The organism is Roseibium limicola, from assembly GCF_017313085.1.
GTDB lineage: Bacteria > Pseudomonadota > Alphaproteobacteria > Rhizobiales > Stappiaceae > Roseibium > Roseibium limicola.
In genome coordinates, this window is sequence record NZ_JAFLNF010000011.1 from 1 (window position 1) to 13030 (window position 13030).

At 57.9% G+C, this 13030-nt stretch carries 16 protein-coding genes; 11 read left to right on the plus strand and 5 right to left on the minus strand.

Features of this window, described 5'->3' with window-relative positions:
• The first annotated feature begins 534 nt into the window (after positions 1-534).
• From J0X15_RS19075 to J0X15_RS19090, 4 genes are all read left to right on the plus strand, one after another.
• Positions 535-945: a phage holin family protein gene (locus J0X15_RS19075; RefSeq protein WP_206944371.1), complete on the plus strand. Its 411-nt coding sequence runs from the start codon at positions 535-537 to the stop codon at positions 943-945.
• On the plus strand, positions 942-1418 hold the full coding sequence (locus tag J0X15_RS19080; RefSeq protein WP_206944373.1) for a DUF3618 domain-containing protein: 477 nt from the start codon (positions 942-944) through the stop codon (positions 1416-1418). Before J0X15_RS19075 ends, J0X15_RS19080 begins: the two co-directional genes overlap by 4 nt.
• A gap of 140 nt (positions 1419-1558) precedes the next feature.
• Positions 1559-1993 carry a hypothetical protein gene (locus J0X15_RS19085; RefSeq protein WP_206944375.1) on the plus strand — a complete coding sequence of 145 codons (435 nt, stop codon included), beginning with the start codon at positions 1559-1561 and terminating at the stop codon, positions 1991-1993.
• The gene (locus J0X15_RS19090; protein ID WP_206944378.1) at positions 1986-2645 is read left to right on the plus strand and encodes a DUF883 family protein; all 660 of its coding nucleotides are present in this window, start codon (positions 1986-1988) and stop codon (positions 2643-2645) included. The genes J0X15_RS19085 and J0X15_RS19090 overlap by 8 nt, the downstream gene beginning before the upstream one ends.
• A 221-nt stretch (positions 2646-2866) precedes the next feature.
• On the opposite strand, the gene J0X15_RS19095 is transcribed toward J0X15_RS19090, so the two are convergent.
• Positions 2867-4288: an alpha,alpha-trehalose-phosphate synthase (UDP-forming) gene (locus tag J0X15_RS19095; protein ID WP_206944387.1), complete on the minus strand. Its 1422-nt coding sequence runs from the start codon at positions 4286-4288 to the stop codon at positions 2867-2869.
• 255 nt (positions 4289-4543) lie between these two features.
• Between J0X15_RS19095 and J0X15_RS19100 the strand changes: the two genes are divergently transcribed.
• The 3 genes from J0X15_RS19100 to J0X15_RS19110 all read left to right on the plus strand — a co-directional run bounded on the left by J0X15_RS19100 (position 4544) and on the right by J0X15_RS19110 (position 5681).
• Complete coding sequence (locus J0X15_RS19100) at positions 4544-4747, plus strand: hypothetical protein (protein ID WP_206944389.1); 204 nt, start codon at positions 4544-4546, stop codon at positions 4745-4747.
• Positions 4748-4832: 85 nt separating this feature from the next.
• Positions 4833-5348: a Dps family protein gene (locus J0X15_RS19105; protein ID WP_206944391.1), complete on the plus strand. Its 516-nt coding sequence runs from the start codon at positions 4833-4835 to the stop codon at positions 5346-5348.
• Positions 5349-5450: 102 nt separating this feature from the next.
• The gene (locus J0X15_RS19110) at positions 5451-5681 is read left to right on the plus strand and encodes a hypothetical protein (protein WP_206944393.1); all 231 of its coding nucleotides are present in this window, start codon (positions 5451-5453) and stop codon (positions 5679-5681) included.
• Between the two features lie 91 nt (positions 5682-5772).
• Here J0X15_RS19110 and J0X15_RS19115 read toward each other — a convergent pair whose 3' ends face one another.
• The gene (locus J0X15_RS19115) at positions 5773-7578 is read right to left on the minus strand and encodes a sensor histidine kinase (protein WP_206944402.1); all 1806 of its coding nucleotides are present in this window, start codon (positions 7576-7578) and stop codon (positions 5773-5775) included.
• A 224-nt stretch (positions 7579-7802) separates the two neighbouring features.
• Between J0X15_RS19115 and J0X15_RS19120 the strand changes: the two genes are divergently transcribed.
• Positions 7803-8015, plus strand: a complete 213-nt coding sequence (locus J0X15_RS19120; RefSeq protein WP_206944404.1) for a CsbD family protein — start codon at positions 7803-7805, stop codon at positions 8013-8015.
• A 109-nt stretch (positions 8016-8124) separates the two neighbouring features.
• On the opposite strand, the gene J0X15_RS19125 is transcribed toward J0X15_RS19120, so the two are convergent.
• Both J0X15_RS19125 and J0X15_RS19130 read right to left on the minus strand, forming a co-directional pair.
• Positions 8125-9240, minus strand: coding sequence for an AI-2E family transporter (locus J0X15_RS19125; protein WP_206944406.1), 1116 nt, complete (start codon positions 9238-9240; stop codon positions 8125-8127).
• Between the two features lie 62 nt (positions 9241-9302).
• On the minus strand, positions 9303-10106 hold the full coding sequence (locus J0X15_RS19130; protein WP_206944408.1) for a response regulator: 804 nt from the start codon (positions 10104-10106) through the stop codon (positions 9303-9305).
• A 192-nt stretch (positions 10107-10298) separates the two neighbouring features.
• Between J0X15_RS19130 and J0X15_RS19135 the strand changes: the two genes are divergently transcribed.
• From J0X15_RS19135 to J0X15_RS19145, 3 genes are all read left to right on the plus strand, one after another.
• Positions 10299-10550, plus strand: coding sequence for a NepR family anti-sigma factor (locus tag J0X15_RS19135; protein ID WP_206944410.1), 252 nt, complete (start codon positions 10299-10301; stop codon positions 10548-10550).
• Complete coding sequence (locus J0X15_RS19140) at positions 10547-11101, plus strand: sigma-70 family RNA polymerase sigma factor (protein ID WP_206944412.1); 555 nt, start codon at positions 10547-10549, stop codon at positions 11099-11101. Before J0X15_RS19135 ends, J0X15_RS19140 begins: the two co-directional genes overlap by 4 nt.
• A gap of 85 nt (positions 11102-11186) precedes the next feature.
• Positions 11187-12587 (plus strand): DUF2254 domain-containing protein, encoded by a 1401-nt coding sequence (locus tag J0X15_RS19145; protein ID WP_206944414.1) that lies wholly within the window; start codon positions 11187-11189, stop codon positions 12585-12587.
• Positions 12588-12662: 75 nt separating this feature from the next.
• On the opposite strand, the gene J0X15_RS19150 is transcribed toward J0X15_RS19145, so the two are convergent.
• A complete protein-coding gene (locus J0X15_RS19150; protein WP_206944416.1) occupies positions 12663-12830 on the minus strand; it encodes a DUF1328 domain-containing protein in 168 nt (55 codons plus the stop codon).
• Positions 12831-13030: the final 200 nt, after the last annotated feature.

The window sequence follows — 13030 nt, forward strand, 5'->3', positions numbered from 1 at the left end:
TCCCGAAATCGCTCTCAGGCCAAAATCGCCAATTTCCCGGAATTTAGTGCGCAAGGCACTCTCGCCAGCGACGTGGCCGCCGTCGATGAACAGGCTTATACGGAGACCAGGCACAGGGGTCAACGCCAAAAAACCCAAATCGACCAAAAAAATTCAGCCCGCTTTGCCCGCCCTGGGGAAAAGCCGGCAAACCAAATCCGGACAAACCCCCAAAACCCCAAACATCCCCTGCGTTCAATCAAACTTCCCCACAGAACCTTAATTTGCGGCAAGGTTTGGCGAGAGCCCTGCCCCCCCCTGCCCGCGCCTCATGGCCGGCTTATATCAAAGCCTCCGGGCCGCTCCCCACACTCCATGCCCTCACCTGGCGCGTTTTCTCTCCGTCGACAGAAGCGCGTCATTCCCTTGCCACCGGACCTGAACTCGAGCTGGTGTCCTGTCATCAGGGAACCGGTCGCGCATCAGATCGTTGTCTTCATACACATCAGCCCTGCACGAGCCGCAGAGGCATACCGAAGACAACCCGAGGCATCCATGACCACCCAACAGAGCGACACCAGTTTCAGCGACCGTTCCATTGGCACGCTGTTTAGTCGGCTCCTGCAAGAAGTCTCCCAGCTGCTGCGCGGTGAGGTTCAACTCGCCAAGCAGGAGCTGAAGGTGCAGGTCCTCAACCTGCAGACCGCCGCCCTCTTCTTTGCGCTTGCCTTCATCCTGGTGTTTGGCGGCCTGCTTGCCCTGCTTGCCTGCGCCCACTTCGGCCTGGTCGCTGCCGGCCTGCCGCCCGTAGGTGCTGCTGCCATCATCGCCGCCACCGCTCTGGTGCTCGCCGGCCTGTGTGGGTTCATTGGCGCGCGCTGTCTCAAGTCCCTGTCCAATCCGCTGCGCCGCACCACGCATCAGACAGCCGAAGACACACGCCTGATCAAGGAGAGCCTGCAATGAGCAACCGCGACCTCGACACCTTGGAACAGGACCTCGACCGCAACCGGGATCGTATTGCCGGTCTGGTCGATGAGTTGACCACCAAGCTGCAGCCTGCAGAACTGGCCCGACAGGGCCTTCAGTCACAAGAGATGCGCACCGCGATTTCTGCCGCCAAGGCCACCTGGAAACAGAACCCGGTTGCGTGCGGCCTAGCGGCTCTGGCCTTGGGGTATGTCGCCTATCAGGGCGCCATAACCTTTGCCGACATCCAGAAAAACGGCGACAGCCGCAAAGACCCTGGTCCTGGCAACCGCAAGGCCCCGCTGGAGGCACCGCCTGCCGCGCAAAGCCCTGCGCTGCAGCCTGTGCCTGCAAAAACTGCGGCAGCCCCGGTTTATGATCCCACTCCCTTGTCAGGCTCCATTTCAAGCCCTGTTGCCGCAAGCGATCCCCTGACAGTCAAGGCGACCCCGAACGCCGGATACAAATAAAGCCGAAATAAAACGACGCCAATAATCACTGTGCACACCCTCCCGAGTCTCTCGGGAGGGTTTATTTTTGTCAAAAGCGATTCAGTCGGGAACGGCATCTTGTATTGGGCGTTTACAGATCGAACCAATGAGGTGACGCCATGACCGAATACAACGGAAGTCAACACCAAAGCCCGGAAGAGGATTTGGAGCATCTTAAGTCGACAGCCAAATCTGAAGCAAAAGCCCTGAATGAGCTTATCAAGGATGAGGCCTTCGCATACTTGCGCGACAAAAGAGAAGTTGCAGCCGGCGGCCTCAGTCGAGCCGCAAGCTCTCTGCGCGATGGGGCCAACTCCGACAATGCGGCTTTCAATGCGGTGACCATGCCCGTCGCCGACGTGATCGAACAGTCTGCTCGCCGCCTGCAGACAATCGAGCCGGAAGCTGCAGTGGTGCGCGTGCGCGAAGTCGCCAGCGCCAACCCGGCGGCTTTTGCCCTCGGAGCAGCTGCAATCGGCTTTCTCGCCGCTCGCTTTCTCTCCGCATCCACTCCCAACTCCGAATTCAACCAGGAGGAATTGTCCAATGACTAAGTCCACCACCACAAGCACAGTGAAAACCAACAAGGCAGCAGCACCGCGTGCGCGGGCGCACAACGCTCCCCCCGTTGCCGGCACACCGGCGCATGAGCTGGAAAATGCCAAGGAGCCAAGCACCACAGCCAACATCAAGGCAAAGGCGCAGCAGGCATCCGACAAACTGTCGAAAAAGGCTGATGATGTGAAGGCCCGCGCCTCCCACGCAGCTGACCAGGCATCGGAGTCCTTCGACCACGCACGCGCCTCTGTCGAAGAGAGCTACCATGCTGGCAGTGCACGCGCCCGCGAAACCTACGAGACGACGACACGGCGCGCCGGTGAGTTCGCCCGGGAGCATCCGTTCGCTGTCGGCGCCATGGGCCTTGTTGCAGGCTTTGCCCTTGGAGCGCTGCTGCCGCGTACATCGCGCGAGGACCGCGTCTTCGGCGAACGCCGCGACGGGTTGCTGCACAAGGCTGCCAAATCCGGTGAGGAAGTCCTGAAGCAGGGCCGTGCGAAAGCGGAAAGCACCGTGCGCAACCTGCGCGGTGACAACGATGGCATGACCGATGAGGAACGTCTGGAAGAAGGCCTTGAAGACACCTTCCCCGCCAGCGATCCGGTCTCCGCCACCCGCAGCACCGGAGCTGAAGTGCTCCGCGACTGATACGCGGTCACCAAAACCAAACGTAAAAAACCCCACCGGGCCTCGTCCGGTGGGGTTTTTCCTATGCGCAGACGTTCTGTCATTAGGACACTGCAGTCTGTCTGCTCCCCCCACCTAGCGACCTATGGCTGCGCCAATGAAGAGGCCCGCCCCAGGACAAATTCCAAGCGCCTGGGCGGGCAGCAACCAGCTGCTGCAATGATCAGCGCTTTTCTGCAAGTTCAGTCGGACACGCGATCATGATCGGGAAGTCTTTTCAAGATGGAGAGAAACTCGCTCCCCAGTCGCTTGGCTTCCAGAGCATTCAGGAAGCTCTCGGACCACCAGGCCACATCCTGTTCCATGACGATCCTAAGCATGGCCTGATGGCGCTCGATGCGTTCCTCCAGCGGCATTAGAAGCGCTGCGGCAATGGTTCGCGCCATCTGCTCAATGTCATACGGGTTTGCGATCAGCGCATGCTGCCCCAGTTGTTCATGCGCTCCGGCAAATCCGGAAAGCACCAGTACACCGGGGTCTTCGGCATCCTGTGCTGCGACGTATTCTTTCGCCACGAGGTTCATGCCATCAGCCAGGGGCGTCACCAACCCAACGTCCGCCTGGCGGAACAACCCGGCCAAACGGTCTCGCGGCACCCCACGGTTCAGATACTGGATCGGCGTATAGTTGATGTCGGAAAACCGTCCGTTCACGGCGCCGGACAATTGCTCCAACTCCTCGCGAATTTCCCGGTAGGCCTGAACATCCTCCCGCGTTGGCGAGGCAATTTGCAGGAAACTCACAGCCCCTTGCAGGTCAATCTCCGTTTCCAGCAACTTGCCGAAAGCCCGCAGGCGATGCGGCAATCCCTTGGAGTAATCCAGCCGTTCTGCGCCAATGATCCAGCGCCGGGCCCGCGGCGCCAGCCGCGCCCGCGATCGCGCCGCGATATCGCGGAACGCAGCTGCGTCGATTCCGATGGGGAAACTCTTGATTTCAAACGTCCGGTTGCGAAAGCGCAGAGATCCATCCATCAGAAACTGGCTGTCGGGGAATTGCCGAAACACATCCATTGCCGAAGAAACATCGCGCTGGGTCTGAAGGCCGACGAGATCATACTGCGATATCCAGCTCATCACGTCCTCCACACCGGTCACGGCGTGGATGTTGGCCGCAGTGGGAAAGGGAATGTGAAGGAAGAAACCGATGGCGTTTTGAACGCCTTCGGCACGCAAGGCAGCCGCCAGAGGCAGGTGATGATAATCATGCACCCACAGGATGTCGTCAGGACGCAGAAACCGCGCCACGACCTTCGCCAGGCGGCTGTTTATCGCTTCATAGGCCGCCCGATAATGCGGCCGTTGTTCGATCAACTCCATCCGGCCATGACAAAGCGGCCAGAGAACCGAATTCGCATAGCCGAGATAATAGTCGTCATAGGCCGACGCAGGGACGACGGCTGCCACCCTGTCAAAATTTGCCCCCGGAACCGAGACCGCGTTTTCGCCGGCCGGCTCCGCGCCCTCCAGAACGTCCGCATCCGGCTGAACACCGATCCAGAGGCCCCCGCCTTTTTCCATTGCGTCTTGCAGGGCAACAACCAGACCACCGGAAGGATTGGACCCCAGCGGCATGCGATTGGACACGACGACAAGACGGCTCATGAGTTTCCCCCGCAAAAACACTGAAATGATTCAGGCATGACAGAAGGCGAGAACCTCCTGACTTTGGAACGCAACAAGAGGCCATTGGTTCCGACAGGAGTTTACAAAGGCAATACGCCACAAAGCCGCACATTTACGTGCATGGCCAAGACGGAACCAAACCGGGATTGACGGGTTGCTTTGATAGACCGTCAAACAGTCGAAGTTGATGTTAATTGAATTTAACTTTTACTTCCAAGCACCAGGAGAGCCGTGATGACTTTTCAGGATAATGATCAGCCCGAAGTCCAGAAATCGGCCCAATCCGCCCGTCAGGGGCGTCGGGGCTTGCCGGTTCTGGCGGTGCTCGTGGGCGGAATTGCTCTCGCCGTTGCCGCCTTCGGGCTGCTGGGTCTTTTCAACCCCGGCGAAGACATCGCGGAACGCGCTGCCGTTGAACGACGCGCCGCCCCCAACTGACCCATTCGGATGCAAAGGCCTGCACGCAGGTCGGTCCCCCCGGCCTCAGAAGCCGGGCCATTAAACTCTTGAGAAAGGAAACACCATGACCAAGTCAAATGTACTGAACGTCACCCCGAAGAATGCAGAGCCGCTGAAGACCGGAATTGAGGCGGAAGCCCGCGAACAGATCGCCAAGCATCTGTCTGTCGCTCTGGCACGCACCTACATTCTCGTGGTCAAGTCTCACCTTTATCACTGGAATGTCGTTGGCCCGCTGTTCAAGTCGATCCACGACCTCACGGAAGAGCATTACGAAAACCTGTTTGCTGCCGCCGACGAGATCGCCGAACGCATCCGCGCCCTCGGATTTCAGGCCCCTGTCGAAGCCGCCGATTTCGGCGTTGAACTGGGGGAAGTTCTGCCCAAGGGCAAGATGCCGAATGCAGCCGGCATGATCGAAAACCTGGTCAAGGATCACGAGGCGATCGCCGCTCAGTTCCGCGACATTGCCAGCTATGCAGGCGATCAGGACGACCTGGTGACGGAAGACATGCTGACAGCTCGCATCGCCTTCCACGAACAGGCTTCCTGGATGTTGCGCGCGTTGATCGCCGAGTAACCGCCTTTATACCGCAGGCGGCGCTCATGCCGTCGCCTGCGGTCCGAGATGAGGACGGTGGGCTTCATTCCAGTCATTGAGTAAAGAAGAATCGCAGATACCATGATGCCCCAGTCAAAGACTTATGCAGGATTTCTGACACCCAGCTCGGTGCTGCTCGACAGCACCCTTGGGCTCTCGGAAAAGAAAATGGCTCTGATGGGATGGCGCCGGACCTTGCAAGGGCCGACGCAATGTGCGACCTCACGGCCTCGGCAGGACGAAGAACTGCTTCACGAGATCGACAAGACCCTTGCTCGGTTGAACCGCAAGGACGCCTCCCGCAGCAACTGACGTCTGCGACCAAGACATGCCAGGCGCCCTCACGGCGCCTGATTGAAAAAACAAAACTTGCTAGAATGGCTTCGGCATTCCTGCCCAGGTTTTAAAACGACACGATGCAGCTGTCGGGAAATTCGATAACGCAGCGCACGCCGCTCGGTTCGAACTCCAGCTTCACATCTCCCCCCAAAGACGGCCCGACCGAATTCTGCAGGAGCACGCTACCGAAACCGGTTGACTTCGGCTCCTCGACCTTCGGACCGCCGCTTTCCTTCCAGGTCAGCTGAACCAGGTCGTCCTTGACCTCCCAGCTCACCTTCAAACGGCCTTCCGAAGTCGACAAGGCGCCGTATTTGGCAGCATTGGTCGTCAGCTCATGGAAGCCCAGCCCGAGGTTCTGCGCAGCATCGGCCGAAATCTGGATGTCCTCGCCTTCCAGCTCCACCTGATCACTGTCGGGCTCCAGCGTCTGGGCCAGATGCACTTTCAACAGATCCCGCACGCTGGCGCCATACCAGGAATGCGAAACCAGAAGATCGTGGGACGCTGCAATCGCCCGCAACCGCAAGGCAAAGCGCTCGACGAAGTCCTCTTTTCCATTGGATCGAGCCGCCGTCTGACGCGCCATCGCCTGTATGACCGCCAACAGGTTCTTTGACCTGTGGGTCAGTTCACGCATCACCAGGCGCATTTGCTGCTCGTTGCGGCGCTTGTGGGTCAAGTCGACCGTCGTGCCGATCAGACCGGTCACGTCGCCCGCTGAAGAAATCTTCGGTTCGAGGCGGATGTTGTAGAAGCGCGCTTCTCCACCCGAATTGAGATCAGCCTCGAAGGCCTCTTCCTTCCCGGTATCAAGCACCCGTTTCTTGGCAGCGACAACGATCAGCTGTTCTTCTGGCGACAGAAGGTCGTAGTCGGTCTTGCCGATATAGGTGTCGGTACTTGTCCCGGCAGGTGGATTGACCACATGGATATAGGCCAGGTCGGCATCCTGCTCGAAGACAGTGATCAGTGATCCGTCCAAAGCTGTTTCAAACCGTTGGTTGGCTTCCGACAACTGCGAGGCCATCGACGCGAGCCGCACCTCGAACAGGTTTTTCTCCGTCATGTCGACGACAGTTCCAAGCAAGCCGTCCATGGCACCATCGGCATTGAATGTCGGATGGACGTTCAGCTCGACATAGATCCGCCCTTCAACCTCGGTTTCCGTCGATAGATAGACTGAGCCGGGTTGTCCGGTGGCCAAAACCTTGCGCTTCAGCGCCATGGTCTGTTCGGCAACTTCCGGCGGCATAATGTCGACGTCGCGTTTTCCAACCACCTCTGCTTCGCTCAGGCCCAGGCGCGGATTATGCACCCATGTGTATTCCAGCTCCGGCGTCTGGGTATAAACGGTAATATTGGAGCCATTCAGCGCCATTTCGAACAGCGCATTGATCCGCTTGAGCTCCTCGGTCCGTTCCCTGACCGAGACTTCCAACTGCTTGTTGGCATCCTGCAGCTGCCTGTTGACCTCCGCCAACTGGTTCGGCGACGGCAACGCCAGAAGCTTCGGGATCAGCGGCCAGATCGCGATCGCCGTCACGACGGAAATCAGCGCCGTGGCGGCCTTGATCAACCCTTGCGCCCCATAAGCCGGAACCCACAGAACGAACAGCGCCGTCAGATGGGTAATCGCACATGCAACGATGAAGGCAGCAAACAGGCTCGCCAGTTTCTTCGCCTCGACATCAAGGTCCTTACGCTGTCGCAGGAAAACAATCACCGCCATCGGAATGGTGATGTAGGCGACGGCAATAAGCGCATCTGATACGGCATGCAACGCCACCAGGTCCGGACGCCACGACAGACAATAGCCGTGAGGGACGAACGTGGCTGCGCCAAAAAGATAGTCCATGAGATTAGACATCGAGAAGTCCATTTGTCAGCCCTGACAGCGCTCGAACGCCTCGCAGGGTGCGAAACTCGAAGTACGGAAGGTCAAAACCCGGAAAATCACACGCCATGAGAAGCGCTCCCCCGACCTTCAATCTCGTCTCCAGGGAATATGGTAAACCGCATAAGCCTTAAGGAACTACAAAGCCCTGAAGCCGTTTCCCTCCTGCCTACGTAACTCTGGCAAGGAGAAAACCAATGAACTGGAATCAAATCGAAGGTAACTGGAATCAGGTGGTTGGTAAGGCGCAGGCTCAATGGGGTCTTTTGACCGGTGATGAGCTTGATAACATCAAGGGTCGCCAGCGCGAACTTTCCGGCCTTATTCAGGAACGCTACGGCAAGACCGAAGAGGAAGCCCAGCGCGAGATCGACGACTGGATGAGCAAGATCAATCAGTCTGTTTCCTGAGCGATCTCTGAATAACACACGGGTTGACGGGCGCTTGTCATGAGCGCCCGCAATCGTTTCTGGGCTCCATGCCCTGTCTGGCGTCGTCGCTGACAAACAATCCTCCCACTCAAACTGCGTCAACGCCCTCTTCCGAGAGCTGACTGGGAATTGGCGCCATCGCCGCCTGGGCACAGAAGATGGCGGACTGCATCAACAGCATCAGCGGCACCGCCAGCAACGCACCGGTCGGGCCCCACAGCCACAGCCAGAAGGCCAGGGACAAAACCACAAACAGTGGCTCGATCAACAGACTGCGCCCCAACACGGCAGGCGTCACGAAGTTGGCTTCCAGCATGTTGATGACAAAGAACACCAGCGCCGGTGACACCATGGTGAACAGCGACCCGTCCTGAAGCAGCCCCGCTCCCAGAAGCAGAAGCGTGACGAGCAACGGCCCGATGTAAGGCACGAAGTTCATCAGTCCGGCGACAAATCCCCAGAACCAGGCATTCGGGAAGCCCATCACAAACAGGGCAAGCCCCACCACCAGTCCCAGACAGATGTTGATCACCGACACCATCGCGAGATAGGTCGAGACTGCCGCCTCCGCTTCTTTCAGAAACTGATAGAGCCGGTGTGTCCAGGGGCGTCGCACCGGATCGGACTCACGCAGTCGCGTCAAAAGCTTCGAGCGCGAGGCCAGAAGAAAGAACAGAACCCCGCCGAAGATGACCAGCTGACCGGCGGTCGCTGGAACGCCAGTGGCCAGTTCCGTCAGAAAATTGGGAGCGTTGACCCCGCCCCCACCAGAGGACGTATCCAGTCCGGTCGTTTGCTGCACCGCATCCTTCACATCCTCAAGCTTCAGCAACAAGGCACGAAGCTCAAACAGCTTGGACTTCAAGGCAGCCCAGATTTCCGGAAGCCGTGAAGACCATTCTTCAAAGGGAAGGAAGCTCAATCGAACTGCCGCAGCGACCGCCACCAGAAAGACCACGAAGACAACCGTCGCCGAGAGCGTCGGGTTCAATCCCAGTCGCTCCAGCCGTTCCTGTGAGCGCCCCAACAGGAGGCTGAAGAGAAACGCGCTGACCACGGGCACCAGTAATGCCTGTGCATATTGCGCAGCGCCAACGCTCATGATGAGGAGAATTCCGAACAACGCTACCTGAGAGGAAGGGGACAGCTTTGACACAAGCCCCTTCGTCCAGGCCGAAGAACCTTCGGCTGGTCTAACGCTCATTTGTTTTCCCCAATACGCTGGCAGCGGCACTGCCGCTATCAGGGCAGTGCCGCACCTGGCGTTTAAGCCGCGATGGACGATGTCGAGTTGAAGAACAAGGCCTGCGAAATCGCGGCCTTGACCGTATTCGGGTCAAACGGCTTGGTGATGAGGAACGTCGGCTCGGGACGCTCGCCTGTCAGAAGCCGCTCAGGGAAAGAGGTGATGAAGATAACTGGAACTTCAAAATCGGCGAGAATGCTTTTGACAGCATCAATCCCCGAGGAGCCGTCAGCCAACTGGATATCCGCCAGAACAAGACCTGGCTTTTCCTTCTTAGCGGCCTGAATGGCTTCGCTTGCGGTACGGGCAACCGCCGTGACCCGGTGGCCAAGACCATCGACGATATCGGCAAGATCCATCGAGATCAGAGGTTCATCTTCAATGATGAGAACCTGCGTACGGGTCTGCTCGTCGATGTCTGCGATGGCTGAGGTGATCAGTTCGCGAACTTCTTCTTCGGACTTCCCGACGATCAGTGCGGCTTCATTCGGACGAAAGCCTTCAAGCGTCGTCAGAAGAAGTGTCTGCCGGCTTTCCGGCGTCATCGATGCGAGACGCTGCTGAGCGGTCTGTTCGAAAATCGACACGCCGCCACCCTGATCAGGCGCCGGAACCGCGGTCGCATTCCACAACACATGGAACAGGCGATAAAGACCGATCTTGGCGCCACTGCTCATTTCAAAGCAACTTGGATCAGCAACAAGCGTTTGCAGACAGGCACGAACATAAGCATCACCACTCGTCTGAGTGCCGGCAAGCGCCCGGGCGTAACGACGTAGGTAAGGAAGGTGGGGAGCAATTTCCTGAGAAAGACTGCCAGACATATTTAAATTTCCTTTTCCGTCCAGTGCGATCTCTTGGTGGATCGTACTTGCACTTTTCTAGCGCGCTGGTGGGAAAACCGATCACACGAAAAAAAGTTCCAGCAACTTCGGAACTTTTTTTTACCTCCCTCGTTTCCCTCTCACGATAGCCCGAAAAGAACTCCAAGAAAGAAGTGGGTTTAAGGAGCAATAATGGTTCAAAAAGTAAAAGCCGGAACGCCACATTTCGCTGAAGGAGTCGCGGTTCCGAGCCAGGTAGGAAAGTCGAAGGAAGATTGGATCGGCAATCAGTTTCGGCGCATCTACGATGAAGCACTTGAAGACGACATCCCCAATGACATGATGGATCTGCTCAGCCAGCTGGATAACATCAGCGCCTCTCAGGATTCTTCAGACGACCAGACGGATTCCGACGACGAACCTGACAAGGAGTCCTCCAATTGAGTGAAGAATCCTTCAAGGAAGGTATCGTCGCCGCCATTCCGTCTTTGCGTGCCTTTGCACGCTCCTTGTCCGGTAATCGGGACAGGGCTGACGATCTGGTACAGGAAACACTCGCCAAGGCCATCGCCAACCGTGAGCGCTACACCCCTGGAACCAATCTGAAAGCCTGGATGATCACCATCCTGCGAAATCAGTATTATACCGAAGGCCGAAAGCGCAAACGGGAAGTCCCAGACAGCGATGGCGACCATGCCGCGACCCTGACCGCCCTGCCGCAGCAGAACGGTCATCTCGAAATGAATGACTTCCTCAGTGCTCTGCAGTGCCTGCCGGAAGATCAGCGCGAAGCGCTCATTCTGATCGGAGCCAGCGGCTTTTCCTATGAAGAGGCGGCAGAAATGCTGGAAACGCGTGTCGGCACTGTCAAAAGCCGTGTCTCCCGCGCCCGCTCCCGCCTTGATGAACTGATGAGCGGGTCTCCCGATTTCAAACGGGACAGCGCCTCCATCGAAGCCTCCCGGGAATTGCTTCAGCGCGCCCTTGGCGTCTGATCGGCCCGTACAACTTCTTTCTGACATCGCAGCCTTGGCGCCTCCCGGCGTCAGGGCTGTCTGACTTACTGGGTTCAGGCCGGCCATGGGGTATCTTCACAATAGCTTTTCCGCCCGGCTTTCACGCCTGACGCGCGGTTTCCTGTTTATTCCCCTGGCATTGGCCATCGCTGGCGGCTGCCTCGGCATTGTGACCAATGTCGTCGACGGCCCGGCGCAAATGGTGGCCGACGTTCCCCTCCTGGCATTCCTTGACATAGACGCAGATGGCGCCCGCTCGGTCCTGTCCACCATCGCCGGGGCAATGATGTCGGTGATCAGCCTCGTCTATTCCCTGACCCTGGTGGTTTTCACTCTGGCTGCCGGCAACATCGGCCCTCGCCTGCTGGAGACCTTTGCCAACAACCGGGTCAACCAGATCACCATCGGCTTGTTGGGCGCGACGTTCCTCTACTCCCTGATCACGCTCTACCAGATCGACGGCGAAAGTGCGCCGCGCGTCAGCGTTGCAATTGCCATCTTCATGGCAACCACCAGCATGTTCTGGCTGATTTACTTCGTGAATGACGTCGCCGGCCGGATCATGGTCGACAATGAAATCGGCCGTATTCAGAAATCATTGCGCAAGGCCATAGACACCCACCTGGCCGATGATCCGCGCGAGAGCGACGACGACGAGAAAGCCATCCCGAGCGGCACTGGAACCCCGATGAGGACCCACCGCAGTGGCTACATCACTGCAATCACCGCCGACAACATCGCCAAGATGGCTGAACGCGAGGATGTCTTCGTCGAGGTACTGGTCAAACCCGGCCATTTCGTCATCGACCAGCAACCGATTGCCAAGGTCTATGGTGCGCTAAAAACCCCGGAGACATTCGAGAAAGAGCTGGATGAAAGCATCATCACGGATTATGCCCGCGCCCCGGAAGGCGATCTGCAGTTCTCCGTCCATCTGAGCGTCGAGATCGCCCTTCGCGCCCTGTCGCCCGGCGTCAACGACAGCTACACTGCCATAAGCGCCATTGACCACCTCTCCGCCTCTCTGTCGCGCATTCTACGCCGAGGCGCTCCGTCGCCGCTGATTACCGACAAAGACGACAAGCCCCGGGTCTGGCTGGAAGTGCTGCGTCTGTCGGATATTCTCACCGCCGCCCTCAACCCGCTGCGCCAGAACGCTTGTGGCAATACCCTGGTGACGCTCCGGCTGATCAATGCCATCGGCCGGATGGGACTGGTGTCCAAGGAAGCGCATCGACCCATGTTGCGAAATCATCTGTTCCGCATCACGCAAGACAGCAACCGCCTGACCAGAAGCGTCGCCGATCGACAGACCCTGGCGCGAGCGGTACGCGCGGCCCGCAGCAATTTCAAGGACTATGTCCTCGACACGGAAGACAAGTCCAAGACCAAGCCGGACAGCGAGAAGCCCGCTCAGGAAAAGGCAGGCAAGGCAAAATCCGCAAAAACCAAAAAGTCCAAGTAACCATCAAGACGTCAGACAGAAAAAAGGCCGCCCTGGAAAGGACGGCCTTTTTTGGTTCATCTGACGTTTGAGCCGTCAGGCTCGTCCGCGGATCGCATGGGCGAGAGCGGAAATGATGAACAGTGCGATGGCGACAAAGAAGATGATCTTGGCGATACCAACCGCAGTACCGGCAATACCGCCGAACCCCAGTGCAGCCGCGATCAAAGCAACCACCAGAAATGTCAAAGCCCAGGAAAGCATGATGAAGTCTCCATTTATCCAGATTGTGTGAAGACAACGGGCCTGCGTTATTTTGGTTCCGCGCCAAGACCAACTATAAATTTCGAATATCGATATTTTATAAAGACCATATGATGTAGGCGAACAGGTGCCGTTTATCCGTCTGCTTGAAAAAATATGGAACCAGTTCGCCACCTTGCCGTTTCCTCACCACAAAACAT